The sequence below is a fragment of the Streptomyces sp. NPDC002851 genome (assembly GCF_053591935.1).
The window spans coordinates 215,960-242,286 of sequence record NZ_JBSFUT010000006.1; the positions used below are offsets into that span (position 1 = coordinate 215,960).

Annotated in this window: 19 protein-coding genes; 10 read left to right on the plus strand and 9 right to left on the minus strand. The window is 69.5% G+C overall.

The window, feature by feature from the left end; all coding sequences use genetic code 11:
• Positions 1-32: 32 nt before the first annotated feature.
• Positions 33-1,583 (minus strand): PH domain-containing protein, encoded by a 1,551-nt coding sequence (locus ACWD10_RS09450; protein WP_451088707.1) that lies wholly within the window; start codon positions 1,581-1,583, stop codon positions 33-35.
• Positions 1,580-2,116, minus strand: coding sequence for a PH domain-containing protein (locus ACWD10_RS09455; protein ID WP_451088709.1), 537 nt, complete (start codon positions 2,114-2,116; stop codon positions 1,580-1,582). The genes ACWD10_RS09450 and ACWD10_RS09455 overlap by 4 nt, the downstream gene beginning before the upstream one ends.
• Positions 2,117-2,205: 89 nt before the next feature.
• Here ACWD10_RS09455 and ACWD10_RS09460 point away from each other — a divergent pair, with 89 nt between their 5' ends.
• Positions 2,206-2,805, plus strand: coding sequence for a TetR/AcrR family transcriptional regulator (locus tag ACWD10_RS09460; RefSeq protein ID WP_451088711.1), 600 nt, complete (start codon positions 2,206-2,208; stop codon positions 2,803-2,805).
• Positions 2,806-2,820: 15 nt separating this feature from the next.
• Here the strand turns inward: ACWD10_RS09460 and ACWD10_RS09465 are convergent, their stop codons facing one another.
• Positions 2,821-6,708 (minus strand): GH92 family glycosyl hydrolase, encoded by a 3,888-nt coding sequence (locus ACWD10_RS09465; protein WP_451088713.1) that lies wholly within the window; start codon positions 6,706-6,708, stop codon positions 2,821-2,823.
• Positions 6,709-7,156: 448 nt separating this feature from the next.
• On the opposite strand from ACWD10_RS09465, the gene ngcE reads away from it, so the two are divergent.
• The 9 genes from ngcE to dxs all read left to right on the plus strand — a co-directional run bounded on the left by ngcE (position 7,157) and on the right by dxs (position 18,638).
• Positions 7,157-8,578: an N-acetylglucosamine/diacetylchitobiose ABC transporter substrate-binding protein gene (gene ngcE, locus ACWD10_RS09470; RefSeq protein WP_451088812.1), complete on the plus strand. Its 1,422-nt coding sequence runs from the start codon at positions 7,157-7,159 to the stop codon at positions 8,576-8,578.
• A gap of 43 nt (positions 8,579-8,621) precedes the next feature.
• On the plus strand, positions 8,622-9,551 hold the full coding sequence (locus tag ACWD10_RS09475; RefSeq protein WP_451088715.1) for a carbohydrate ABC transporter permease: 930 nt from the start codon (positions 8,622-8,624) through the stop codon (positions 9,549-9,551).
• A gap of 13 nt (positions 9,552-9,564) precedes the next feature.
• Positions 9,565-10,494, plus strand: a complete 930-nt coding sequence (locus ACWD10_RS09480; protein WP_451088717.1) for a carbohydrate ABC transporter permease — start codon at positions 9,565-9,567, stop codon at positions 10,492-10,494.
• Between the two features lie 71 nt (positions 10,495-10,565).
• Positions 10,566-11,543 carry a dTDP-glucose 4,6-dehydratase gene (rfbB, locus tag ACWD10_RS09485; protein WP_451088814.1) on the plus strand — a complete coding sequence of 326 codons (978 nt, stop codon included), beginning with the start codon at positions 10,566-10,568 and terminating at the stop codon, positions 11,541-11,543.
• Positions 11,544-11,652: 109 nt separating this feature from the next.
• Complete coding sequence (locus tag ACWD10_RS09490) at positions 11,653-12,849, plus strand: ROK family transcriptional regulator (RefSeq protein ID WP_451088718.1); 1,197 nt, start codon at positions 11,653-11,655, stop codon at positions 12,847-12,849.
• Between the two features lie 260 nt (positions 12,850-13,109).
• On the plus strand, positions 13,110-14,207 hold the full coding sequence (locus ACWD10_RS09495; RefSeq protein WP_451088720.1) for a substrate-binding domain-containing protein: 1,098 nt from the start codon (positions 13,110-13,112) through the stop codon (positions 14,205-14,207).
• A 139-nt stretch (positions 14,208-14,346) separates the two neighbouring features.
• A complete protein-coding gene (locus ACWD10_RS09500; RefSeq protein WP_451088722.1) occupies positions 14,347-15,201 on the plus strand; it encodes an ATP-binding cassette domain-containing protein in 855 nt (284 codons plus the stop codon).
• Positions 15,198-16,502: a sugar ABC transporter permease gene (locus ACWD10_RS09505; RefSeq protein ID WP_451088724.1), complete on the plus strand. Its 1,305-nt coding sequence runs from the start codon at positions 15,198-15,200 to the stop codon at positions 16,500-16,502. The genes ACWD10_RS09500 and ACWD10_RS09505 overlap by 4 nt, the downstream gene beginning before the upstream one ends.
• A 210-nt stretch (positions 16,503-16,712) precedes the next feature.
• A complete protein-coding gene (gene dxs / locus ACWD10_RS09510) occupies positions 16,713-18,638 on the plus strand; it encodes a 1-deoxy-D-xylulose-5-phosphate synthase (RefSeq protein ID WP_451088726.1) in 1,926 nt (641 codons plus the stop codon).
• Between the two features lie 144 nt (positions 18,639-18,782).
• Here the strand turns inward: dxs and ACWD10_RS09515 are convergent, their stop codons facing one another.
• The 6 genes from ACWD10_RS09515 to ACWD10_RS09540 form a co-directional block, all read right to left on the minus strand.
• Positions 18,783-19,163 carry an NTP pyrophosphohydrolase gene (locus ACWD10_RS09515; RefSeq protein ID WP_451088728.1) on the minus strand — a complete coding sequence of 127 codons (381 nt, stop codon included), beginning with the start codon at positions 19,161-19,163 and terminating at the stop codon, positions 18,783-18,785.
• 99 nt (positions 19,164-19,262) lie between these two features.
• The gene (locus ACWD10_RS09520; protein WP_451088730.1) at positions 19,263-21,395 is read right to left on the minus strand and encodes a 3-hydroxyacyl-CoA dehydrogenase NAD-binding domain-containing protein; all 2,133 of its coding nucleotides are present in this window, start codon (positions 21,393-21,395) and stop codon (positions 19,263-19,265) included.
• Positions 21,392-22,618 carry a thiolase family protein gene (locus ACWD10_RS09525; RefSeq protein WP_451088732.1) on the minus strand — a complete coding sequence of 409 codons (1,227 nt, stop codon included), beginning with the start codon at positions 22,616-22,618 and terminating at the stop codon, positions 21,392-21,394. The genes ACWD10_RS09520 and ACWD10_RS09525 overlap by 4 nt, the downstream gene beginning before the upstream one ends.
• 272 nt (positions 22,619-22,890) lie before the next feature.
• Positions 22,891-24,177: an HRDC domain-containing protein gene (locus tag ACWD10_RS09530; RefSeq protein WP_451088734.1), complete on the minus strand. Its 1,287-nt coding sequence runs from the start codon at positions 24,175-24,177 to the stop codon at positions 22,891-22,893.
• Positions 24,178-24,555: 378 nt separating this feature from the next.
• Positions 24,556-25,218 carry a response regulator transcription factor gene (locus ACWD10_RS09535; RefSeq protein WP_128374800.1) on the minus strand — a complete coding sequence of 221 codons (663 nt, stop codon included), beginning with the start codon at positions 25,216-25,218 and terminating at the stop codon, positions 24,556-24,558.
• A gap of 359 nt (positions 25,219-25,577) precedes the next feature.
• Positions 25,578-26,240: a DUF3000 domain-containing protein gene (locus ACWD10_RS09540; protein ID WP_451088736.1), complete on the minus strand. Its 663-nt coding sequence runs from the start codon at positions 26,238-26,240 to the stop codon at positions 25,578-25,580.
• Positions 26,241-26,327 lie beyond the last annotated feature (87 nt).

Here is a 26,327-nt window from a genome sequence, read left to right on the forward strand (position 1 = left end):
CCGGGGGTGCGGCCCTCGCGCGTTACTACGCGTTACCGCGTCGCTTTGTCCGTACGAGCGTCGCGCGCCGGCACCGTCAGGAACTCGTCCAGGATCCCCGGCGCCGCCTCGGCCGCGAACCCCGCGGCGGACGTCGCGTCCAGGTCCGGCATCCGGTACCCGTCCTCGCCCGCCGCCACGGCCGCCGTCAGCGTCACCACTCCCGCCCTGCGGGCGAAGGGGGACCCGGAGAAGGTCCAGGCGAGCACCGCGGAGCGGCGCAGCGCCACCGTGTCCCGGCTGAACGTGCCCGAGCGGGCCACCAGATGGCGGCCGTCGAGCCCGTGCCCCAGATTCCGGTACGCGTCCCGGGCCAGCCACAGGACCACGGGCGTGGCCACCACCGCGTACGCCCAGGCGCAGTGAAGCAGCACGGGCGAGGAGAGGGGAACGCCCAGGGCGGCGAAGGTCAGCACGCCGGGCAGCACCCCGAACACCAGCCCCCGAGTCCGCCGTCGGCGCAGCGCCGCCCGCGGGTGCCGGGTCAACTCCGGTGCGGGGAACGGGTGCCGGAGCGCGCCGGAGGCGGCGCGGACCGCCCGGGCGCGCGGTGCCGGGGGCATCAGGGCGCTGCGGCGGCGGTTGTCCTCGCGGTTGCCGAGGCCGCCCGCGACCGCCTTGACCAGGGCGCCGCCCCCGCCGCGTAGCAGCAGCGGCTCGCGCAGCAGGACGCCGCGCAGGCGGGCCCGTTCGATGGTGACCGAGCGGGTGGTGAGCAGCCCGCGGCGGATCCGCAGGGTGCGGTCGTCGGTCCACTCCAGGCGGTAGTTCCACCAGTTCTCGACGAACAGGGCGAGGGAGCCGAGGGACCCGAGGGCGAGGACGGCGAGCAGCGCCGCCGGGACCGTCAGCCACAGGACGCTGCTGCCGAACTCCGTGAACGCCCGCTGCACGAAGGGCAGTCGCCAGGGTTCGATGCCGATGCCGTCCAGGATCCGGTAGGCCGCGCCGACCGCCACGCCCACCCCGCCGATCACCCAGAAGGTGAGCGGTGCGTAGCGCAGCCAGCGCCAGTCGATCCGGGCGAGCACCGGCTCCTCGTCGGCCGCCGAGCGGGTGTCGGCGCGGGCGAGGAGCACGGCCCGCAGCCGTTCCGCGTCCCGTACGGCGAGTGCCTCCAAGGACAACTCGCCGCTCCCGTCGCCCGATCCGGCCGTGCCCGCGCGCAGCACCGTGACGCGGAGCAGCCGGTGCAGCGGGGTCGCGGTGAGGTCGACGGTGCGGATGCGGTGCAGCGGGACGGTGCGCAGGCGGCGCGTGAACAGGCCGGTGTGCACATCGAGGGAGTCGGCCGTGACCCGGTAGTCGGTACGGGCCCAGCGCGCCAGGCCGACGGCGGTGACCGCGGCGAAGGCGACGGCGACGCAGCCGAGGGTGAGCCACGCCTCGGTGCCGATCCGGCCGCCGGTGGCGAGCGCGGTCAGGGCGAAGGTGCCGAGCGGCGCGCCCAGCCAGCCGCAGTGCACGAGCAGCGTCCGCCGGTCCAGTCGGCGCCAGTCGGCGAACTCCGGCCCCGCGGCGGCCGGGGCAGTGGGACGGCTCATGCGGCATCACCCGGTACCGCCTGCGCCGCAACCCCGATCCGGTGTGACAGCTCCTCGGCATCCGCGTCGGAGAGCCCGGCGATCCGGATGTCCCCGGCCGTGGACGCGGTCGTCACGGTCACCGTGGCCAGGCCGTACCGGCGCTGGAGCGGGCCGCGCACCGTGTCCACGGTCTGCACCCGGGACAGCGGGGCGATCCGCCGCTGCTGCCAGTACCAGCCGCTCGCCGCGTACACCGCGGCACCGCCCAACTCCCAGGCGTGCACGGCGTACCGCCAGCGCGGCATCACCAGCAGATGGCCGAGGGCGGGTAGTACAAGCACCGCGCCGACGAGCGGCGCGAGCCACGGCAGTGCGCCCGGAAAGAACAGGGCCGCGACGGTGAGCAGGGCGACGGCCGTGAGCAGCAGCGGGCCGCTGAAGCAGAGCAGCGCCTGGACGGTCCACCAGCGGCGGGCGCGTGGGTCCACCCGGTGCCGGGGCGGGCGCAGTTGGGGTGGTGGTTGCGTGGTCATGGAAATGGAGCTGGTCATGGAACCCCCGTTCGCAAGTCATCTGTATTGAATAAGCTCAGGCTATACAATACAGATGACTTGTCAAAGCGGCGGAGGGAGAGCGGCGCGTGCCGAAGCAGGTGGATCACGAGGCCAGGCGCCAGGAGATCGCCGCGGCCCTCTTCCGCATCGCGAGCACCCGGGGCCTGGAGGGTGCGAGCCTGCGGGACGTCGCCGCCGAAGCGGGCATCTCGCTCGGCCGCCTTCAGCACTACTTCCGCACCAGGGAAGAGATGCTGACCTTCGCGCTGCGCCGCATGAACGAGCTGGCCGACCAGGGCATCCGGGAGCGCATCGCGGCCCTCGGCGCGGAGCCCTCGCCGCAGGCGGTGCTGCGCGAGTGCCTGCGCGGAATGATCGCCCTCGACGAGAAGAGCCGCACCGGATACCTGGTGGGTGTCGCCTACTTCGTGCGCGCCGTGCACAACGCGCAGCTGCGGTCCCTCGCCCAGGAGGGCATCCCGCAGCTGCGCGCCTTCTTCGCGGACCAGCTGCGGCAGGCGCAGCAGAGCGGCGAGGTGCCGCAGCGCCGCGACCCCGACGCCGAGGCGATGCGGCTGATCTGCCTCGTCGAGGGCCTGAACTCCTATATCGCCCTGGAGGTGCACACCCCCGAGGAGGCCGTCCGCCTCCTCGAGGGGCACCTCGCCGAACTGTTCGGCGGCTGATCCAGCGGGCCGTTGCTACCGGCTCAGGAGCTCCACCTCCGCCAGCGTCGACGCACCCGTAGGAACCAGGCGGTAATGGGCGTACGTGCCCGGACGGTCGATGGAGAAGACCCGGGTCTGCTGGTCCCACGCGAAGCGTTGCTCCGTACGGCGGTCGAGCACCCGCCACTCCTTGCCGTCCTCCGAGCCCTCAAGGACCCATCCGGACGGGGCCTTCGACCGCTCGGTCGACGACGTCAGCGTGTACTGCACCGCCCGCGTCGCCCCCCGTACCGGAAGGTTCACCGAGGCCACCTCGGCAGCCGTCGTCGAGGAGTTGTCGAAGAGCGGGCCCTCGCCGCGGACCGCGTCCTCGCGCGGGCTCGGCACCTCGTCGTCGTCCGTGATGGAGGCCGGGGCCGCGTCCTTGCCCGTGCCCCACTTCGACGGCTTCGGGCCCATGGCGAACTCGATCGTGCCGCCGTCGGCGATTTCCTCGTGGGGCAGGGCCGTTGAGGTCCACTTCTCGCCGTTGACCCGTACGCCCTGGACGTAGACGTTCTCCGCGCTGTTCTTCGGGGCCTTGATCACCAGGTCCTTGCCGCCGTCCAGGTGGACGGTCGCCTTGGTGAACAGCGGGGATCCGATGGCGTATTCGCCACTGCCCATGACCAGCGGGTAGAAGCCGAGCGCCGAGAACAGGTACCAGGCCGACTGCTCGCCGTTGTCCTCGTCGCCGTGGTAGCCCTGGCCGATCTCGCTGCCGACGTACAGGCGGGAGAGGACCTCGCGGACCTTCTCCTGCGTCTTCCACGGCTGCGCCGCCGCGTTGTACATGTACGTCGCGTGGTGGGCGACCTGGTTGCTGTGCCCGTACATGCCCATCCGTACGTCCCGGGCCTCCGTCATCTCGTGGATGACGCCGCCGTACGAACCGGCGAACTCGGGCTTGGCCGTCTCCGGCGTGGAGAAGTACGTGTCCAGCTTCTCCGCGAGCCCGCTCCGGCCGCCGTACAGATTGGCCAGGCCGCGCGAGTCCTGCGGGGCCGTGAAGGCGTAACCCCAGCCGTTGGTCTCCGTGTAGTCGTAACCCCAGATGCGCGGGTCGTACTTCGACGACTCCACTCTCCAGTCGCCCTTGACGTCACGGCCCTGGAAGAAGCCCTTGCTACCGGAGTCGTCGACGCCGCCCGCGTCCGCGTCGAAGAGATGGACGTAACCCCGGGCGCGGTTCAGGAAGTAGTCCGCCTCCTCCTTGTACCGGTCCTCACCGGTCTTCTTGTGCAGGGCCGTGGCCATCCTCGCGATGCCGTAATCATTGAGGTAGCCCTCCAGGGCCCAGGACAGGCCCTCGTGCGTCTCCGTGCTGGTGTAGCCGAGGAACGGGGACGTCGCCATGCCCTTCCGGCCCACGCCCGGGCTCGGGGGTACGGCCGTGGCGTTCTTCAGGGCCGCCTCGTACGCCGCCTTCGCGTCGAAGTCCACGCCCTTGACGTACGCGTCGGCGAACGCCACATCCGAGGACGTGCCCGTCATCAGGTCCGCGTACCCGGGAGACGACCAGCGCGAGATCCAGCCGCCGTCCTTGTACTGCTGCACAAATCCGTCGACCAGTTCGCCCGCCTTCTTCGGAGTGAGGAAGGAATAGGCGGGCCAGGTCGTGCGATACGTATCCCAGAAGCCGTTGTTGACGTACACCTTGCCGTCGACGATCTTCGCGCCGGTATGGGTCGGGGTGTCCGGACCGGTCTGCGGTGAAAACGGGCTCGCGTACTGGTACTTGGCCTTGCCGTCCTTCTGTACGACCTTCTCGAAGCCGGAGTTGGGGTACAGGTACAGGCGGTACAGGCTGGAGTAGAGCGTCGTCAGCTGGTCCTCGGTCGCGCCCTCCACCTCGACCTTGCCGAGGAGCTCGTCCCACTGCGCCTGGGCCCGGTCCTTGACCGTGCCGAACGACGTGCCCTGCGGAATCTCCCGGTCCAGGTTGGCCTTCGCCTGGTCCACCGAGATGAGCGAGGTCGCCAGGCGCAGCGTGACCGTACGGTCCGCACCCGGATCGAAGCGGAAGAATCCCTTCACGCCGCTGCCGTCCGCATCCGTCACCGGGCGGTCGAAGGTGCCGTACACGAAGAGCCGCGTGGCGCCGGTCGACAGACCGCTCTTGACGTCCGAGTAGCCGGTCACGACGCCGTTCTCGCGGTCGAGGGTCAGGCCCGCCTTGTCGGAGACATTGTCGAAGCTCACCGACGCGTCGTCTCCCGGGAATCGGAAACGCATCATCGACGCATGGTCGGTAGGCGTCATCTCGGCCCGTACGCCGTTCTCGAACCGCACCCCGTAGTAGTGCGGCCGGGCCGTCTCGCGCTCGTGCCGGAAGGCCAGTTCACGGTCGTCCCGGCCGGTCGGCGGGGTGCCGGACGCGGCGGACGGCATCAACTGGAAGGTTTGCCGCTCGCCCATCCAGGGGCTCGGCTCATGGCTGGCGCTGAACGCCTGGATCGTCGGCAGATTGTCCGCGTTGTTGCCGCGCGCGTAGTCGTACAGCCAGCTCAGCGAGCCCGCATTGGTCACCGGCGTCCAGAAGTTGAAGCCATGCGGCACGGCCGTGGCGGGGAAGGCGTTGCCGCGCGAGAAGCCGCCCGAGGAGTTGGTGCCGCGCGTCGTGGACACGTAGTCCGACAGATGGGCCTTCGGCTTCTCCGGGGCCTTCGGGGCGATCCGGACATCGTCCACCCAGCCGCGGAACTGCGCCGGGCCCTTCGGCGCGTCGTACGCCACGAGCACCCGGTCGACCGTCTTACCGGCCGCGACCGCGCCGATCCGCGAGGCCACCTGGTTCCACTGATTGACGTAGAGCCGCTTCGCGGCCGCCTGACCCTGCGGCGTGAGCACCCCGCCGTGACGGTCGACCGCCTTCAGATCACTCAAATAGGTGCCATCCGTGAACGCCAGGTCGACGGAGGCATGCGTCGCCGCATAGCCCAGGTCGGGCGCGGGCTCGGGCTGGGACGGGAAGATCCGATAGGACAGCTCGGTCGCGTCGGTGACCGGCACGTCGACGTCGAAGACCTTGTTGTACGAGTACGCCCGGCCGTCCGGCTTGTGCCGCCCGGCATAACGCAGCGCCCGCTTACCGGTGAACCCGGCGCCCGCCTTGGCGGTCGGGGAGCCGGTGGGGCCGCGGTCGACAGAGGCCTGCATGTCCTCGGGGGGCGGCTGTTCACCCTTGTCGACGGCGAACTGCACGTCCGCGAGCTGGGTGATCCCTTCTGCGCCGTTGTTGGCGGTGATGTCCAGGCGGTAGTGGGCGTAGGCCGTGTCGTTCGTGAAGTCGTACGTTTTGGTCTTGAAGCGGCCCGGGAAGGTCTCGCCGGAGCGGGTGTCGAGGGTCTTCCACTCCTTGCCGTCCGTGGAGCCCTTGAGCGTGAAGTCCTTGGGGTCGCGCTCGGCGTGGTCGTTGGCCGAAGTCAGCGCGTACGTCACGACCTTGGCCGGTTCGTCGAGGTCGAACTCGGCCCAGCCGGTGGGCGCGAAGGTCAGCCACTTCGTGGTCGGCTCACCGTCGACGAGGTTCTCCTTGACCTCACCGGCGCCCGCGTTCTCGCCGCTGGCGCGGACCTCCGTGACGCGATCGGTGACATTGCCGGGGATGCCACTGCTGTAGGCGCCGTCGACACCGGAGGCCTTCTTGCCGCCGTCGGGGGTGGTCTCGGGGGTGTCGGTCCAGTCCGGCGGAGTTTCATCCGCTTCGAAGGAAGAGCTGAACTCCCGGGCGGAATCGGCCTTTTGGGGTGCCGCCGCCGCGGTAGCCGAGACGGCACCCTGCGCCGTGGCGACGAGCAGCAGCGCGGCCGCCGCGATGGCGGGGCGGTGGCCTTGATGAGGTCTTCTCCGGGGATTTCGGTACGGGACTCTGCCCTGCATTCCGGGGCCTCTCTGCGAGTTGGACAACGTTGTCACACCGCTTGCAGGGTCCAGTAGGGCGGCAAGTGGTGTGGTGTGTCAAGGGTGTTGAGGTGCGCGAGAGGCTGATGCGAGACGGTCCCGGGGCCCGCTCGGGCGGAAACGAAAGTCCACAAGGTCCCACGCAAAAGTCCAGTGGGTGACGGAGGACGGGTGGGAGAGGGTCGAGTCAGGGGCGTACGGCGTGCTGACGCGACCGCGCGACCGCACCACACGAGGTCTCAACTCGGGAAAGACTGCCGGGTAATGGTGTATTCGATCTTGCTCCTGCGAAGGCGAGTGGACTATACCTGTCCGCGTCTGCACCCGGGGCAGCACCGTACGACCCTGCTTCACCACACCGCGCGGTGCCGGGGAGGATCCGGTTCACCGCCTGAGTCCTGGAGAAGGCGAGGACTTGAGCATGAGCATGGGATCCACCTCAGGAATCGGCCGGCGCGACCTGATCAAGCGGGCCGCCGCCCTCGGCATCGTGTCCATCCCCACCATGAGCGCGCTCTCCGCCTGCGCCGCAGGTGGCAGCAGCAGCGACGACAAGGTGAAGAAGGGCGAGACGAGTAAGCAGAACCCCTTCGGCGTCACCAAGGACAACCCCCTCGACGTCTTCATCTTCAAGGGCGGTTACGGCGACGCCTACGCCAAGCAGTGGGAGACCTCCTTCAAGAAGGAGTGGGGCGGCGAGATCACCCACACCGGCGAGCAGGACGTCACCGGGCGCCTCCAGCCGCGCTTCAATAAGGGCAATCCGCCGGACGTGGTGGACAACTCCGGCGCCAAGAAGATCAAGCTGGACCAGCTCGCCAAGCAGGGCCAGCTCACCGACCTCACCCAGCTTCTCGACGCCCCGTCCTTCGACGACCCGGGCAAGAAGGTCCGGGACATCCTGCTGCCCGGCGTCATCGAACAGGGCACGTTCGGCGGCAAGTTCCAGGCGCTGTTCTACGTCTACGCGGCCTGGGGCCTCTGGTACGACGGCAAGATGTTCGAGAAGCACGGCTGGGAAGTCCCCCAGACCTGGGACCAGTTGATCGACATCATGAAGGACGCCAAGTCCAAGGGCATCGGCGGCCTGGCCCACCAGGGCAAGTACCCGTACTACATGAACATCGTGATCATGGACCTGATCGCGAAGACCGGCGGCATGGACGCCGTGAAGGCGATCGACAACCTCGACCCCAAGGCGTTCGTCGGCAACGAGGCGGCCGAGCGGTCCATCGAGGCGGTCTACGAGATCGTGGAGAAGGGCCTGCTCATGCCGGGTACCAACTCCCTTGAGCACACCGAGGCGCAGACCCGCTGGAACCAGGGCAAGGCCGTCTTCATCCCCTCCGGCTCCTGGCTGGAGAACGAGCAGATCAAGCAGACCCCCAAGGGGTTCGTGAGCACCTTCCTGCCGCTGCCGCTGCTTCCGGACAGCAAGATGAAGCTGCACGCCCTGCGCACCGGCGCCGACGAGCCGTTCATCGTGCCGAAGGACGCCAACAACCAGCCCGGCGGCCTGGAGTTCCTGCGCCGGATGCTCTCCAAGGAGGGCGCCACCACCTTCGCCAAGACGGCCAGCTCGCTCTCCGTGCTCGGCCCCGAGTACGTCGATTCCAGCGTCCAGCTGCGGCCCGGCATCAAGACCGCGCTCAAGGCGGTCGAGGCCTGCCCGGTCGAGGAGCGCTTCAACTTCCGCTACCCGGAGTGGTACAGCGAGATGGACACCGCCATCCAGAACGCCACCGGTGAACTGATGGCCAAGCGCATCACGCCCAAGAAGTGGCTGGAGCGCGCCCAGAAGGCCGTCGACAAGGAGGCCAAGAAGAACCCCGACCACCAGCGGGACTGATCCGCCGGACAGCAACAGGGAACAGGCACCAGGAGCAGGTGTTATGCATCGCAACAAGTACCCGTTCATCGCGGGTTTTCTGTTCGTCCCGGTCGGGCTCTACGTCCTCCTCGTGATCTGGCCGTATCTGCAGACGATCGGCTACTCGTTCACGGACTGGGGAGGCACGAAACAGACCTTCAACTTCATCGGCCTGGACAACTACAAGAAGATGCTCCAGGACGACGTCTTCTTGCAGGCGTTGGGGCATAACGCGCTGCTCCTGGTGCTCGTGCCGAGTCTGACCATTCTGCTCTCGCTGTTCTTCGCGTTCATGGTGAACGTCGGCGGCAGGGGCGGCGCCGGGGGAGTGACCGGCGTGAAGGGCTCCCGCTTCTACCGCGTGGTGTTCTTCTTCCCGCAGGTGCTCTCCATCGCGATCCTCGCGATCCTCTTCCGGGCGGTGTACCGGGGCGACGAGGGCGGCCTCATCAACGGCACGTTGAACGCGGTCGGGTTGGGCGAGAAGAGGCGGCCGGTCGAGTTTCTGAACGACCCCGATCTGGTGCTTCCCGCGGTCATCTTCGTGATGGTGTGGGCGGGCGCCGGTTTCTACATGGTGTTGTTCTCGGCCGCCATGCAGTCCATTCCCAAGGACGTGTACGAGGCCGCGCTGCTCGATGGCGCGACCCGGGTGCAGACGTTCTTCCGGGTCACGCTCCCGTTGCTCTGGGAGACCATCCAGACGGCCTGGGTGTTTCTGGCGATCCTGGCGATGGACGGGTTCCTGCTCGTCTCCACGCTGACCGCGGGCGACTTCGGCGGTGGCCCCGACCACCACAGTGAGGTCATCTCCACGTATCTGATGCGGAACTTCCAGATCTTCAACAAGAGCGGATACGCCTGCGCCATGGGTGTGGTGATGCTTCTGCTCACCCTGATCGTGTCCATCGTCACGCTGCGGGCCAGCCGCCGCGACCGCATCGAATTCTGAGGAGGGGCGCACCATGACCGCTCCCGCGACGCAGCCGCCCGACACCTTGGCAAAGCTCCCGGGCCAGCGCGGCACGGGCACCGGGTTCCGCGACAACAGCCAGGTCGAGGGCAAGACCCTCAACGCCTTTTCGCACGGATTCCTGATCCTCTGGGCGATCATGATCGTGCTGCCGCTGATCTGGATTCTGCTGGGCAACTTCAAGACCGACGCACAGATCAGTGCGAGCGCCTGGGCCTGGCCCAAGGAGTGGAACTTCGACGCCTTCGCGCGCGGCTGGGAGAAGGGCGTCGGGGACTATCTCCTCAACACCGTGATCGTGATGGCGTTCTCCGTCCCGCTCACGATGCTTTTCGGGGCCATGGCCGCGTATGTCATCGCTCGTTATGACTTCGTCGGTAACCGGTTCTTCTACTACTTCTTCGTCGCCGGTTCGATGTTCCCGGTCTTCCTGGCCCTGGTGCCGCTGTACTTCATGGTGGACCGGCTCGGCATGCTGAACACCTATCAGGGCCTGATCCTCGTCTATATCGCGTACTCGATGCCGTTCACGGTGTTCTATCTGCACTCGTTCTTCCGCACCCTGCCGAGCGCGGTGCACGAGGCGGCGGTGATCGACGGGGCTTCGCACACCCGGGTGTTCTTCCAGATCATGCTGCCGATGGCCAAGCCCGGCCTGGTCAGCGTCGGCATCTTCAATGTCCTCGGGCAGTGGAACCAGTACATTCTGCCGCTCACCCTGATGCAGCGGCAGAGCGGCGCGGACCCGGACCGGTCGATGCTCGCGCAGGGCCTGGTGCAGCTGATCAACCAGGGCAATTACGAGACCGACCTGCCCGCCCTGTACGCCGCGATGACGATCTCCATGGTGCCGGTCCTGGTGGTCTATCTCTCCTTCCAGCGGCAGGTGCAGTCCGGGCTCACCGCGGCCACGATCAAGTAACCCGATTTCGACGATCCAGTAACCCCGATAACCCCGATTTCGGAGCCCGGCGCCGCGTCGGCGAGAATCCTCTGGTGAACCCAGCGGAGCGCATCCTCGTCACCGGCGGCGCCGGCTTCATCGGCTCGCACTATGTGCGGGCCCTGGCGGCCGGTCCCGAGCCGCGCCGGGTCACCGTCCTGGATGCCCTGACCTACGCGGGGAACAAGGCCAACCTCGATCTCGGCGGGCCCGAGGTCGAGCTCGTGCACGGGGACGTGTGCGACGCCGGTCTGGTCGACGAGCTGGTCGCGGCGCACGACCAGGTGGTCCACCTGGCCGCCGAGTCGCACGTGGACCGCTCGATCGAGGACGCCGCGCTCTTCGTACGCACCAATGTGCTCGGCACCCAGACCGTGCTCGACGCCGCGCTCCGGCACCGCCGCTCCGTGATCCTGGCCTCCACCGACGAGGTGTACGGCTCCCTCGCGCGCGGCTCCTGGACCGAGAACGCCCCGCTCGCCCCGTCCTCGCCGTACAGCGCGAGCAAGGCCTCCGCCGACCTGCTCGCGCTCGCCCTGCACCGCACCCACGGCCTCGACGTACGCATCACCCGCGCGGCCAATACCTACGGCAGCCACCAGTACCCCGAGAAGATCATCCCGCTGTTCGTGGCCCGCATCCTGAGCGGCGAGGACGTCCCGCTCTACGGCGACGGGCGGCAGGTCCGCGACTGGCTGCATGTCGACGACCACGTCCGCGGCCTCGACCTGGTCCGGCTGCACGGCAGACCCGGCGAGATCTACCACATCGGCGGCACCGCCCAGCTGACCAACCGCGACCTGACGTACCGGCTGCTCGGGCTGCTCGGCGCGGACCGTTCACGGATCGCGTATGTCGCCGATCGCAAGGGCCACGACCAGCGCTACGCCCTCGACGACCGCAAGATCCGCGAGGAGTTGGGTTACCGGCCGCTTCGTGACTTCGACGAGGGCCTGGCGGAGACCGTCGAGTGGTACGTACGCCACCGGGACTGGTGGCGCCCGTCGCTTTCAAGTTCAAGCGCTTGACTTCAAGGGCTTGACGCCGGTCACGGGATCGGGCTGAGCTTAGAGTTCATAAGTTGGATGGAGCCGGGACCCGGTCAAGGGAGACCGCGGCCCGGCAAGGGAGGTCGTCGTGGAGACTCCGGGGTCGCAGTCATCACTGCACCGGGCCAATCTGGAGCGAGTCGTCCGAGCGGTACGGATGGCCGGCTCGCTCACCCAGGCGGAGATCGCCAGGACGACGGGCCTCTCGGCGGCCACCGTCTCCAATATCGTCCGCGAGCTCAAGGGCAGCGGCACGGTCGAGGTCACCCCGACCTCGGCGGGCGGCCGCCGGGCCCGCAGCGTCTCGCTCAGCGGTGACGCGGGCCTGGTCGTCGGCGTCGACTTCGGCCATACGCACCTGCGCGTCGCCATCGGCAACCTCGCCCACCAGGTGGTCGCCGAGGAGTCCGAACCGCTCGACGTGGACGCCTCCGCGGCGCAGGGCCTCGACCGGGCCGAGGAGCTGGTGCTCCGCCTGATCGACTCGACCGGAGTGGACCGCTCCAAGGTCGTCGGCGTCGGCCTCGGCGTGCCCGGACCCATCGACCTGGAGACCGGAACGCTCGGCTCCATCTCCATCCTGCCGGGCTGGCAGGGCACCAAGCCGGGCGAGGAGCTCTCCGCCCGCCTGCGCATGCCGGTGCACGTCGACAACGACGCCAACCTCGGCGCACTCGGCGAGCTGGTCTGGGGGAGCGGGCGCGGAGTGAAGGACCTCGCGTACATCAAGGTCGCCAGCGGCGTAGGCGCCGGGCTCGTGATCGACGGGCGGATCTACCGGGGGCCCGGCGGCACCGCTGGCGAGATCGGGCACATCACGCTCGACGAGTCGGGCCCGGTGTGCCGCTGCGGCAACCGCGGCTGCCTGGAGACCTTCGCGGCGGCGCGGTACGTGCTTCCGCTGCTTGAGCCGAGCCACGGCGCCGGACTGACCATGGAGAAGGTGGTCCGGCTCGCCAAGGAGGGCGACCCGGGCTGCCGGCGCGTGATCGCCGACGTCGGGCGGCACATCGGCTCCGGCGTGGCGAGCCTGTGCAACCTGCTCAACCCCTCGCGGATCGTGCTCGGCGGGGACCTCGCGGACTCCGGCGAGCTGGTGCTCACGCCCATCCGGGAGTCGGTCGGGCGGTACGCGATCCCCAGCGCCGCACGGAAGTTGACGGTGCTTCCGGGCGCGCTCGGGGGCCGGGCCGAGGTGCTGGGCGCGCTGGCGCTCGCGCTCAGCGAGATGGGCGACTCGACGCTGCTGGAGGGCGCGGTGGGGGCCGAGCCCGCCCTCACGTAGCGGACCGGCCGGCGGCGCGGCCTGCCGTTACCGCCGGGTCGAGCCTGCCTTCCCTACCGGATCAAGCCTGCCTTCCCTACCGGATCAAGCCTGCCTTCCCTACCGGATCAAGCCTGCCTTCACTTAGATAACGGATGGCACCGTTGTCATCTCGTTAAGGATTTACTCCTTGACGCTCGCCTGGCGGCCGAGTTGACTTCCAGCCACCTCGGCCGCAACGACGCGGCCTCGTCAGGGAGGCACCCCGTATGGCACCCCGTATGAACGCAATGACGCGCCGCGTCGTCATAGGCACCGCGACGGTTTCCATGGCACTCGCCATGACCGCCTGCGGCAAGGCCGGCGATGGCGAGGGCGGCGGCAGCGGCGGCGACAACAAGACCATTGGTCTGCTCCTTCCGGAGAACAAGACCACGCGCTACGAGACCTTCGACCGCCCGATCATCGAGGGCAAGATCAAGGACCTGTGCGCGGACTGCAAGGTCGACTACAACAACGCCGCGCAGGACACCGAGACCCAGAAGAAGCAGTTCGAGGCGCTGCTCACCAAGGGCGTCAAGGTCATCATTCTCGACTCCGTCGACTACAAGGCCACCAAGTCCTGGGTTAAGCGGGCCAAGGACCAGGGCGTCAAGGTCGTCGCGTACGACCGGCTCGCCGAGGGCCCGCTCGACGCGTACGTCAGCTACGACAACGAGAAGATCGGCCGCCTCCAGGGCGAGGGCCTGGTCAAGGCGCTCGGCGACAAGGCCAAGGACGCCAATGTCGTCATGATCAACGGCTCGCCGACCGACCCGAACGCCCCGCTGTTCAAGAAGGGCGCGCACAGCGTCCTCGACAAGCAGGTCAAGAAGATCGTCTACGAGCAGGACATCCCGGACTGGTCGCCGGACGAGGCCAACAAGAAGATGTCCGCCGCGATCGACGCGCTCGGCAAGGACGGCTTCGACGGCGTCTACTCCGCCAACGACGGCATGGCCGGCGGCATCATCTCCGCCCTCGGCAAGCGTGACGTGGACGTCCCGGTGGGCGGCCAGGACGCCGAACTCGCCGGTCTCCAGCGGATCCTGAGCGGCAAGCAGGCGTTCACGATCTACAAGCAGATCAAGCCGGAGGCCGAGACCACCGCCGAGATCGCCGTCCGCCTGCTCCAGGGCAAGGACTTCACCGACCTCACGCCCACCAAGGTCGACTCCATCAGCGGGGACTTCAAGGGCATCCCGGCGATGCTGTACGACGCGCAGGTCGTGACCAAGGACGACATCGCGGGCACGATCATCAAGGACAAGGTCTACAAGGCGAGCCAGATCTGCACGGCCGAGTTCAAGAAGGCGTGCGCCGACGCGGGCATCAAGTAAGCGTGGCGGGACAGCCGTTGCCCGCGTGCTCGGTTCTGCCCCACGCCCGGGGCCGTCACTGACCGGCGGCCCCGGGACCCCTCAGGCGCAAGCCTTCTAGCCCTAGCACCATCCCGCCTGCAACCAGGCGGTGAAGGAGATGATTCACGTGCCCGCTACGCCCGTGCTGGCGTTGCGTCGGGTCTCCAAGCGGTTCGGCGCCGTTCAGGCGCTCACGGACGTCGACCTGGAGGTCCATGCCGGTGAGGTGGTCGCCCTGGTCGGGGACAACGGCGCCGGCAAGTCCACGCTCGTCAAGACCATTTCAGGCGTTCACCCCATCGATTACGGGACCATCGAATGGGAGGGCAGGCCGGTGCAGATCAACCGGCCGCACGACGCCCAGGACCTCGGAGTCGCCACCGTCTACCAGGACTTGGCGCTCTGCGACAACCTCGATGTCGTCGCCAACCTGTTCCTCGGCACCGAGATGCGCCGCGCCACTGTCCTGGACGAGATCGCGATGGAGAAGCGCGCCAAGGAACTCCTGGACACGCTCTCCATCCGGATCCCCAGCGTCCGCATCCCGGTCGCGGCGCTCTCCGGCGGCCAGCGACAGGTCGTCGCCATCGCCCGTGCCCTGGTCGGCGACCCCAAGGTGGTCATCCTCGACGAGCCCACCGCGGCGCTCGGCGTCGAGCAGACCGCCCAGGTCCTCGACCTGGTGGAGCGGCTGCGCGAGCGCGGCCACGCGGTGATCCTGATCAGCCACAACATGGCCGACGTCCAGGCCGTCGCGGACCGGGTCGCGGTGCTCCGGCTCGGCCGCAACAACGGAGTCTTCGCCGTCGCGGAGACCAGCCACGAAGAGATCATCTCCGCCATCACCGGCGCCACGGACAACGCGGTCACGCGCCGACAGGCCCGTACCGCCGCGAACGGCAACGGCACGAACGGCAACGGCACGAACGGCAACGGTGCGAACGGCACGGTCACGAAGGAGGACGCGAAGTGAGCGACCTCACCAAGCAGTCGACCCCCGTCAGCGACGAGCCCGCCGAGACCGGCGCCGCCCCCGCCCCCGCCCCCGCCGCCGTCGACCCGCGGCTGCTCGTCCGCGAGCAGGGCATCAAGGGCTACTGGACCGAGTTCAGCCGCAAGATCCGCGGCGGTGAGCTCGGCTCGCTGCCCGTCGTCATCGGCCTGATCGTCATCGCGGTGGTGTTCCAGTCGCAGACCGACAGCTTCCTGTCGGCCAGCTCCCTCACGAACATCGCCGTCTTCACCTCCGGCCTCGGCATCATGGCCGTCGGCATCGTCTTCGTGCTGCTGCTCGGCGAGATCGACCTCTCCGTCGGCTCCGTCGCGGGCATGGGCGCCGCCGTGTGGGCCGTGCTCAATGTCAGCAACGGCTGGGGCGATCTGCCGTCGATCCTGGTGGCGATCGCGTCCGGCATGATCATCGGCGCCCTGCACGGCTTCTTCTTCGCCAAGGTGGGTGTGCCCGCCTTCGTCGTCACCCTAGCCGGGTTCCTCGGCTGGAGCGGCCTGCAGATCTGGCTGATGGGCCAGGAAGGCTCCATCAACACGCCCGAAGGCGGCCTCGTCGCCAAGCTCACCGGCTACTACTTCGAGGACAAGGCCGCCGCGTACGCCCTCGCGCTCATCGCCCTCGTCGCGTACGCCGCCTCGCAGCTCCTCGACGCCAAGCGCCGCAAGGCCGCCGGACTGCTCTCCCGCCCGCTCGGCGAGATCGTCACCCGCACGGCCCTGCTCGCGGTCCTGGTTCTCGCCGCCGCGTACGTCCTCAACGAGCGCGAGGGCTCCCGCGGTCTGCCGCTCGCCCTGGTGCTCTTCCTGGCCGTCCTGGTGATCGCGGACTTCGTGGCCCGCCGCACCACCTTCGGCCGCCAGGTCTTCGCGGTCGGCGGCAACGCCGAGGCCGCGCGCCGGGCCGGTATCAACGTCGACCGGATCCGGATCACGGTCTTCGCGATCTCCGGCATGCTGGCCGCCTTCGGCGGGCTCTTCATCGCCTCGCTCGCGGGCGGCGCGACCAAGAACCTCGGCGCCGGTAACACCCTGATGCTGGTCATCGCCGCCGCGGTGATCGGCGGCACCAGCCTCTTCGGCGGCCGCGGCAAGGTCTGGTCCGCGCTGCTCGGCATGCTGGTGCTCCAGTCCATCCAGCAGGGCCTCAACCTGCTCGGCATGGCCAGCGAGATCCAGTACATGATCACGGGTGCGGTGCTGCTCGCCGCCGTCGTGATCGACTCGGTCTCGCGCCGCACCCAGAAGACCGCGGGACGTACGTAGCGGGGCTCGTCCTCCGACGCCGGGCGGGCCTGACTGCGGTCGGGCCCGCCCGGCGTACGCGTGCGCACGTACCGCCTGGCGCACGCGTACGCATGTACGGCCTAACGGGTGGAGTACCCGGCGGCGGGCCGTGGAAGCGGAACATTAGACTCGACAGACCCGGCACAGCTCGAACAGCTCGACCGAACCACAGAACCTAGGGAGGCACGGGTGGCTTTGCTGACCCGTATCAAGGGGCCGCGCGATCTGGACCGCCTCAGCCACGAGGAGCTGCTGCAGCTGGCGGCGGAGATCCGGACCTTCCTCGTCGACGCCGTCGCCAAGACCGGCGGCCACCTGGGCCCCAACCTCGGTGTCGTCGAGCTCACGATCGCCCTGCACCGCGTCTTCGACTCCCCGAACGACAAGGTGCTGCTCGACACCGGCCACCAGTCCTACGTGCACAAGCTGCTCACCGGTCGGCAGGACTTCTCGAAGCTGCGCGCCAAGGGCGGCCTGTCCGGCTACCCCTCGCGCGCCGAGTCCGAGCACGACGTGATCGAGAACAGCCACGCCTCCACGGTCCTCGGCTGGGCGGACGGCCTCGCCAAGGCCAACGAGGTGCTCGGCAAGGACGACCACGTGGTGGCCGTGATCGGCGACGGCGCCCTCACCGGCGGCATGGCCTGGGAGGCCCTGAACAACATCGCGGCCGCCAAGGACCGCCCCCTGGTCATCGTCGTCAACGACAACGAGCGCTCGTACGCCCCCACCATCGGCGGACTTGCCAACCACCTGGCGACGCTGCGCACCACCGACGGCTACGAGCGCTTCCTGGCCCGGGGCAAGGACATCCTGGAACGCACCCCGGTCGTCGGCAGGCCCCTCTACGAGACGCTGCACGGCGCCAAGAAGGGCCTGAAGGACTTCATCGCGCCGCAGGGCATGTTCGAGGACCTGGGCCTGAAGTACGTCGGCCCGATCGACGGCCATGACATCGAGGCCCTGGAGTCCGCGCTGGCCCGCGCCAAGCGCTTCGGCGGCCCGGTGATCGTGCACTGCCTCACCGAGAAGGGCCGCGGCTACCAGCCCGCCGTGCAGGACGAGGCGGACCGCTTCCACGCCGTCGGCGTCATCCACCCGGACACCGGCCTGCCGGTCTCGGCCTCCGGCGCCGACTGGACCTCCGTCTTCGGCGACGAGATGGTCCAGCTGGGCAAGGAGCGCAAGGACATCGTGGCGATCACGGCGGCGATGCTCCAGCCGGTCGGCCTGAAGAAGTTCGCCAAGCAGTTCCCCGACCGGGTCTACGACGTCGGCATCGCGGAGCAGCACGGCGCCGTGTCGGCGGCGGGCCTGGCGACCGGCGGCCTGCACCCGGTCTTCGCGGTGTACGCGACGTTCCTGAACCGCGCCTTCGACCAACTCCTCATGGACGTGGCCCTGCACAAGTGCGGAGTCACCTTCGTCCTCGACCGGGCCGGGGTCACCGGAACCGACGGCGCCTCGCACAACGGCATGTGGGACATGTCGATCCTGCAGTGCGTGCCGGGCCTGCGCCTGGCCGCCCCGCGCGACGCCCAGGAGCTCCGCGCCCAGCTGCGCGAGGCCGTCGACGTCGACGACGCGCCCACGGTGGTCCGTTACTCCAAGGGCCTGGTCGGCCCAGCCGTCCCGGCGGTCGGCAAGGTCGGCGGCATGGATGTGCTGCGCCACTCGCGCGCGCAGCAGCCGGACGTCCTGCTCGTCTCGGTCGGCGCCCTCGCGCCGATGTGCCTGGACGTCGCGAAGCTCCTGGACAAGCAGGGCATTTCCACGACCGTGGTCGACCCGCGCTGGGTCAAGCCGGTCGACGAGGCGCTCGCGCCGCTCGCCGAGAAGCACCGCGTGGTGGTCACGGTCGAGGACAACGGCCGTGCGGGCGGCGTCGGTTCGGCCATCGCGCAGGCCCTGCGGGACGCGGGCGTGGACGTGCCGCTGCGGGACTTCGGCATCCCGCCGCGCTTCCTCGACCACGCCTCGCGCAAGGAGGTCATGGCGGAGATCGGCCTGACCGCCCCGGACATCGCCCGCCAGGTCACCGGCCTGGTCTCGAAGCTGGACGGCCGCTACGGCGACGCGGCGGCCCGGGACACGGTGGAACCGGCCCGCGACTGACGGCTCGGCCGCGTGGGGCGGGTGCTGGGGTTTCTTTCTTCCCCAGCCCCGCCCCTTCCCGCTGTATCCGACATGCGGCTAACGCCGCGTGGCAGGGAGCGCTGCCCCCTGCACCCCCGCTCCTCAAACGCCGGAGGGGCTGTTTCATGGCCCGTACACGGTCCGCGGCCCCACGCACTCCGCGCCCAACGCCCCCACCCTGCGCCGCAGTTCACGGTCGGCGGTGACGACGACACAGGCCCGTCCGGCGTCGGCGGCCGCCTCGCCGACCACGGTCACGATCCGGTCGTCCCCGCTGCCTTCGGCCGCCACGACCCGTACCCCGTCGACGGATTCGACGCCCCGGGCCGCCCCCTCGACGACCAGGACGACCTCCAATGGTCCAGGATGTCCGGGAATGCCCTCGGCCGCGTGCGGCACGAGCTGGTCCCGTAGCCGCTCGACGGCGGCGCGCCGGTCCTTCCACCAGCCGTCGGGCACGGAACCGATGGTGTTGGCGGCGTCTACGACGAGGAGGGTGTGCATGGGCCCATTGTCCGGTGCGCCGTGCGTACGGCAGAACGGGCCGCACCGGAAGCCCAAGCTTCCCGTACGGCCCGTCCGTTCAGGCGTGGAGGCGACGCGTCACGCCGGAACCGAGGCGACCCCCGGCTCCAGGAACCGCTTCCCGTTCACCCGCTCGCTGACGCCCTGCCGGTCCAGGTACGGCGTGATGCCGCCCAGGTGGAACGGCCAGCCCGCACCGGTGATCAGGCACAGGTCGATGTCCTGGGCCTCGGCGACGACGCCCTCGTCCAGCATCAGGCCGATCTCCTGCGCCACGGCGTCCAGGACGCGGTCGCGCACCTGCTCCTCCGTCAGGACGCTGTCGCCCTGCTTGAGGAGCGCCGCGACCTCCGGGTCCAGCTCCGGCTTCCCGCTGTCGTAGACGTAGAAGCCGCGCTTGCCCGCGTCCACGACGGCCTTCAGGTTCGGGGACACCTTGAAGCGGTCCGGGAACGCGCGGTTCAGGGTCTCCGAGACGTGCAGGCCGATCGCCGGGCCGACCAGCTCGAGCAGCACCAGCGGTGACATCGGCAGGCCGAGCGGCTCGACGGCCTTCTCGGCGACGGCCACCGGGGTGCCCTCGTCGATGACGTTCTGGATCTCGCCCATGAAGCGGGTCAGGATGCGGTTCACGACGAACGCCGGGGCGTCCTTCACGAGCACCGCGGTCTTCTTCAGCTTCTTCGCCACACCGAAGGCCGTGGCCAGCGAGGCGTCATCGGTCTGCTCGCCTCGTACGATCTCGAGCAGCGGAAGCACGGCCACCGGGTTGAAGAAGTGGAAGCCGACGACCCGCTCGGGGTGCTTCAGCTTCGACGCCATCTCGGAGACCGAGAGCGACGAGGTGTTGGTCGCCAGGATCGCGTGTGCCGGGGCGACCGCCTCGACCTCCGCGAACACCTGCTGCTTGACGCCCATCTCCTCGAAGACGGCCTCGATGACGAAGTCCGCGTCCGCGAAGCCCTCGGCCTTGTCCAGGACGCCGGTCACCAGGGCCTTGAGCCGGTTGGCCTTGTCCTGGTTGATGCGGCCCTTGCCGAGCAGCTTGTCGATCTCGCCGTGGACGTACGAGACACCCTTGTCGATACGCTCCTGGTCGATGTCGGTCAGGACGACCGGCACCTCGAGGCGGCGCAGGAACAGCAGCGCGAGCTGGCTGGCCATCAGACCGGCGCCGACCACACCGACCTTGCTGACCGGGCGCGCCAGGTCCTTGGACGGGGCACCGGCCGGGCGCTTGGCGCGCTTCTGCACCAGGTTGAACGCGTAGATGCCGCTGCGCAGTTCGCCACCCATGATCAGGTCCGCGAGCGCCTGGTCCTCGGCGTCGTAACCGGCCTGCAGGTCGCCGCTCTTGGCGGCCTCGATGATGTCGAGCGCGCGGTACGCGGCCGGAGCGGCGCCGTGCACCTTGCCGTCCGCGATGGACCGGCCCTTGGCGACGGCCTGGTCCCAGGCCTCGCCGCGGTCCACCTCGGGGCGCTCGACCGTCACGTCACCCTTGAGGACGTTCGCGGTCCACACCAGGGACTGCTCGAGGAAGTCCGCGCCCTCGAAGATCGCGTCCGCGATGCCGAGGTCGAAGACCTGCTGGCCCTTGAGCTGCTTGTTCTGGTTCAGCGAGTTCTCGATGATGACCGAGACGGCCTTCTCGGCGCCGATCAGGTTCGGAAGCAGCGCGCAGCCGCCCCAGCCCGGCACCAGGCCGAGGAAGACCTCGGGCAGCGAGAACGCCGGGATGGCCTTCGAGACCGTCCGGTACGAGCAGTGCAGACCGGCCTCGACGCCGCCGCCCATGGCCGCGCCGTTGTAGTACGCGAACGTCGGCACGGCGAGCCCGGCGAGGCGCTTGAAGACGTCGTGGCCGCCCTTGCCGATGGCCAGCGCCTCGTCGTGCGCCTTGAGCAGCTCGACGCCCTTGAGGTCGGCGCCGACGGCGAAGATGAACGGCTTACCGGTGAGACCGACACCGACGATGGCGCCCTCGGACGCCTCCTTCTCCACCTGGTCGATGGCCGCGTTGAGGTTCGCGAGCGACTGCGGCCCGAAGGTGGTCGGCTTGGTGTGGTCCAGGCCGTTGTCCAGCGTGATCAGGGCGAACTTGCCCGCGCCGTACGGCAGATCGAGGTGGCGTACGTGCGCCTGCGTCACGACCTCGTCCGGGAACAGCTCGGCCGCACCCTTCAACAGTTCAGTGGTGGTGGTGCTCACTTGGTGCCTCCGGCGTCCTTGTGGTGCGGGTTCTCCCAGATGACCGTGGCGCCCATGCCGAAGCCGACACACATGGTCGTGAGGCCGTAGCGGACCTCCGGCTGCTCCTCGAACTGCCGCGCCAGCTGCGTCATCAGGCGTACGCCGGAGGAGGCGAGCGGGTGGCCGTACGCGATGGCGCCGCCGTACTGGTTGACGCGCGCGTCGTCGTCCGCGATGCCGTAGTGCTCGAGGAAGGCGAGCACCTGCACCGCGAAGGCCTCATTGATCTCGAAGAGCCCGATGTCGCCAATCCCCAGGCCCGCCTTGGCAAGCGCCTTCTCGGTAGCGGGAATCGGACCGTAGCCCATGACCTCGGGCTCGACACCCGCGAAGGCGTACGACACGAGCCGCATCTTGACCGGCAGGTTGTTCTCGCGGGCGAAGTCCTCGGACGCGATGATCGAGGCGGTGGCACCGTCGTTGAGCCCGGCGGCGTTACCGGCCGTGACGCGGCCGTGGGTACGGAACGGCGTCTTCAGACCCTCGAGGTTCTCCAGGGTCGTCCCCGGCCGCATCGGCTCATCGGCGGTGGCGAGACCCCAACCGGTCTCACCGGCCTCCTCGTTTGTCCGCCGCACCGAGATCGGCACGAGATCCTGCTGGATCTTGCCGTTGGCGTACGCCTTGGCGGCCTTCTCCTGCGAGCGGACCGCGTACTCGTCGGCGCGGCGCTTGGTGATGCTCGGGTAGCGGTCGTGCAGGTTCTCCGCGGTCATGCCCATGAACAGGGCCGACTCGTCGACGAGCTTCTCGCTCACGAACCGCGGGTTCGGGTCGACGCCCTCGCCCATGGGGTGGCGCCCCATGTGCTCGACACCACCGGCAATGACGGCGTCGTACGCGCCGAAGGCGATGGAACCGGCGGTGGACGTGACGGCCGTGAGGGCGCCCGCGCACATCCGGTCGATCGAGTAGCCGGGGACCGACTGCGGCAGCCCGGCGAGGATGCCCGCGGTGCGGCCCAGGGTCAGGCCCTGGTCGCCGATCTGCGTGGTGGCGGCGATGGCCACCTCGTCGATCTGGGCGGGGTCGAGGTTCGGGTTGCGGCGCAGCAGCTCCCGGATGGACTTCACGACGAGATCGTCGGCGCGGGTCTCGTGATAGATGCCCTTCGGGCCCGCCTTGCCGAACGGGGTGCGGACGCCGTCGACGAAGACGACGTCCCTGACGGTACGAGGCACGATGGCTCTCCTCCAGGGGTGCGGGATCGCTGCCGCTGGGCGTGCTCCGGCGGCTACCCTGCTTATGCTACTTGCCGGTAACTCCTTGGAACAGGCCCCCCGCCCGGAGCGGCGAACGTCACACGGCACCAACAGCCGCGTACGGCAACGATCAGCCCGTCCGGCGTTTGAGGACGAGCGCGTTCAGCGCGTTATCTGCGGCGGGGGTCCGGGGGCGGCAGCCCCCGAAGCCGCTGCAAGCTGTCGGGAAGGGGCGGGTAGGGGAAAACCCCTCAGGCCGAGGCCGACCCCAACGCCTCCACCAACGCAGGCGTGACCTGCTCGATCTGCCACCCACGAGCCCCGTACTCCCGCAGCACCTCACCCACCGACTCCGCCGAAACCTCCGCCGGGGGCTCCCAGCACAGACGGCGCACCGTGTCGGGCGTGATCAGGTTCTCCTGCGGCATGTTGAGCCGCTCCGCGAGCTCCGAGACCGCCGCGCGCGCCGCGGAGAGCCGGGCCGCGGCCGCCGGGTCGCGGTCGGCCCAGGCGCGCGGCGGGGGCGGACCCGCCTGCGGCTGGCTCGGCTGCGGAAGCTCCGTGTCCGGCAGCACCTTGGCCCGGTCGACGGCGGCCTGCCACTGTTCGAGCTGACGGCGGCCCGCGCGGCCGAACCCGTTCAGGCGGGCGAGGGCGTGCGCGTTCGGCGGCATCGCGAGCGCCGCCTCCACGATCGCGGCGTCCCCGAGCACCTTGCCCGGCGAGACATCGCGGCGCTGGGCGACCCGGTCCCGCGTGTTCCACAGCTCGCGCACGACGGCCATCTGGCGCCGCCGCCGCACCTTGTGCATCCCGGAGGTACGCCGCCAGGGGTCCTTGCGCGGCGCCGGCGGCTCGGCCGAGGCGATGGCGTGGAACTCCTCGTGGGCCCAGCCGAGTTTGCCCTGCCGGTCGAGCTCTTCCTCCAGGGCGTCGCGCAGGTCGACGAGCAGCTCCACGTCGAGCGTGGCGTAGCGCAGCCAGGGCTCGGGCAGTGGCCGGGTCGACCAGTCGACCGCGGAGTGCCCCTTCTCGAGTACGTATCCGAGCACCGACTCGACCATCGCGCCGAGCCCCACCCGCGGGAACCCGGCGAGCCGCCCGGCCAGCTCGGTGTCGAAGATTCGGGACGGCACCATGCCTATGTCACGCAGACACGGCAGGTCCTGAGTGGCCGCGTGCAGCACCCACTCCGCGTCAGCGATGGCGTCATTGAGCCCGGTCAGATCCGGACACGCGATCGGGTCGATCAGCGCGGACCCGGAACCCTCCCGGCGCATCTGCACCAGATAGGCGCGCTGGCCATAGCGATAGCCGGAGGCACGCTCGGCATCCACGGCGACGGGTCCGCTTCCGGCGGCGAAGGCGGCCACCACCTCGGCGAGTGAGGATTCGTCGGCAACCACATCGGGGATGCCCTCGCACGGCTCGAGCAAGGGGATCGGCGACGCCTTGGCCTGAAGGCCGCCGTCGTCCGGAGGGGCGCCCCCGGTGGTTCGCAGTGATCTGTCTGCTGCGGTCTCTTGGGCGTCGGTCACCTGTCAAGAGTATCTGCACGGTGGGACGGCTGACCTGCACTCTTGCCTGAATCGGTGGCTGACCTGCGAAAACCCGTCCCGGCCCGGCTCACCGTTTCGTGGTGCTTCGCACTCGCATGTGCCTTCGGTGTGCCCGATCCGGTGACCTTTATCCGATCGATGAGGTCCGATCGAAGTCGGTGACGGATGGCTGCCGTGGGCCCCACTGGGGCTGCTGTGGCGTCGTCATGATCGCGGTCCCTCCTCGACGAGCGAGGCAGGCACCTCCGATTTCCGGTGCAACGTCAAGACTACGCCGGGCGGTTCCCGGTATCTGCGCATGCAGGCCGCCCGTCGACGGAACGTTCCGTCGACGGGCGGTGTGGTGGTGTAAATCGGTCAGTGGATGATTCCGGTACGCAGGGCTACGGCCACCATGCCCGCTCGGTCGCCGGTGCCGAGCTTGCGTGCGATGCGGGCGAGGTGGCTCTTCACGGTGAGGGCGGACAGGCCCATCGAGACGCCGATCGCCTTGTTGGACTGGCCCTCCGCCACCAGCCGCAGCACCTCCACTTCCCGTCCCGACAGCTCGCGGTAGCCGCCCGGGTGGCTCGGGGCGCCCGGGGGACGGCGGTGCATACGGGCCGCCGCCGCACCGATGGGGGCGGCGCCGGGGCGGGTGGGGAGCCCGACGTTGGTGCGGGTGCCGGTGACGACGTAGCCCTTGACGCCGCCCGCGAGGGCATTGCGTACGGCACCGATGTCGTCGGCGGCGGAGAGGGCCAGGCCGTTGGGCCAGCCCGCGGCTCGGGTCTCGGAGAGCAGGGTGAGGCCCGAACCGTCGGGCAGGTGGACATCGGCGACACAGATGTCGCGCGGGTTGCCGATGCGGGGACGGGCCTCGGCGATGGAGGACGCCTCGATGACGTCACGTACTCCAAGGGCCCAGAGGTGGCGGGTGACGGTGGAACGGACGCGCGGGTCCGCCACGACGACCATGGCGGTCGGCTTGTTCGGGCGGTAGGCGACCAGGCTTGCGGGCTGCTCGAGGAGAACGGACACCAGGCCTCCTGGGAAGGGCGGGACGGGACCGGCTCGGGGATGAAGCCGGGACGAACCGTGCTTTCAAGGTCACAGAGTCCTTCGGCAGCAAAGCTGCGGGCCTTTAGCGAATGATCACGATTTAGTGAGGGTCAATCCGGGAAAACCGGTGCAATTCGGACGCGCGATCGATCATCCGAAGATCGCCCGGAGTGAGCGGGGAGCGCGCGGGGAGCGAGCCGGATCGGCCGGAGCGCCCGGAGTTCAAGGGCCCCGGAGTCCTGCGGTCCGGGACCCGGAAGTCAGCTCGCCGCGCCGCGCACCCGTATTGCGTACGTCGTCAACGCGCGGTCGGAGTCGACCCGCGAGGGCCGGTCCGCTCAGCTCGAGCGCGGGCCCCGCCGCTGCGGCAGGGTGACCACCGAGGCGTCCGTCGGCCCCGACGGCGGCAGGCCCGCGATCTGGCAGAGCAGGTCGCACCAGGCGGCGAGGTGCGCCGCGGTGTCCGGCGCCCCGCCGTGGACCTCGCGCGGGGTCCAGGACGCCCGGATCTCGATCTGCGAGGCCGGTGGGCGCTGCGACAGACCGCCGAAGTAGTGCGAAGAGGCGCGCGTGACGGTGCCGCTGGCCTCCTCGTACGGCAGGCCGCGGCCCTGGAGCGCGCCGGTCAGCCAGGACCAGCAGACCTCCGGAAGCAGCGGGTCCGCGGCCATCTCCGGCTCCAGCTCCGCGCGGATCAGGGTGACGAGGCGGAACGTTCCCTGCCACGCCTCGTGCCCGGCCGGATCGTGGAGCAGCACAAGACGGCCGTCCGCCAGGTCCTCGTCGTCCTCGACGACGGCCGCCTCCAGGGCGTACGCGTACGGGGCGAGCCGCTTGGGCGCGCGGGTCTGCTCGATCTCGATCTCCGGCCGTGATACGGCCGTACGCAGCCCCTCCACGGCCGTGCGGAACGGGAGTGGTACGGCCTCGGCCGCCGTGTTCCCCTCCGTACCGTCCATCCCTTCAGCACCCTCCGCGAGTTGTCCCTGCGCCGCAGCCATGCGGGGAAGGTTAAGGGGAACCGGGCGTTCGCGCAGGGAAGGACACCCGGTTCCCGGCCGGGCACTTCGCGGCGCGTGCGAGACTTT

What these genes read in the sequence shown, in the direction of transcription:
- ACWD10_RS09475 (WP_451088715.1), top strand. Translation starts at nt 8,622, where the DNA reads ATGCATCGCAACAAGTACCCGTTCATCGCGGGTTTTCTGTTCGTCCCG.
- ACWD10_RS09465 (WP_451088713.1), bottom strand. Translation starts at nt 6,708, where the DNA reads ATGCAGGGCAGAGTCCCGTACCGAAATCCCCGGAGAAGACCTCATCAA.
- ACWD10_RS09515 (WP_451088728.1), bottom strand. Translation starts at nt 19,163, where the DNA reads ATGCACACCCTCCTCGTCGTAGACGCCGCCAACACCATCGGTTCCGTG.
- ACWD10_RS09540 (WP_451088736.1), bottom strand. Translation starts at nt 26,240, where the DNA reads ATGGCTGCGGCGCAGGGACAACTCGCGGAGGGTGCTGAAGGGATGGAC.
- ngcE (WP_451088812.1), top strand. Translation starts at nt 7,157, where the DNA reads ATGGGATCCACCTCAGGAATCGGCCGGCGCGACCTGATCAAGCGGGCC.
- ACWD10_RS09495 (WP_451088720.1), top strand. Translation starts at nt 13,110, where the DNA reads ATGAACGCAATGACGCGCCGCGTCGTCATAGGCACCGCGACGGTTTCC.
- ACWD10_RS09500 (WP_451088722.1), top strand. Translation starts at nt 14,347, where the DNA reads ATGATTCACGTGCCCGCTACGCCCGTGCTGGCGTTGCGTCGGGTCTCC.
- ACWD10_RS09455 (WP_451088709.1), bottom strand. Translation starts at nt 2,116, where the DNA reads ATGACCAGCTCCATTTCCATGACCACGCAACCACCACCCCAACTGCGC.
- ACWD10_RS09450 (WP_451088707.1), bottom strand. Translation starts at nt 1,583, where the DNA reads ATGAGCCGTCCCACTGCCCCGGCCGCCGCGGGGCCGGAGTTCGCCGAC.
- ACWD10_RS09480 (WP_451088717.1), top strand. Translation starts at nt 9,565, where the DNA reads ATGACCGCTCCCGCGACGCAGCCGCCCGACACCTTGGCAAAGCTCCCG.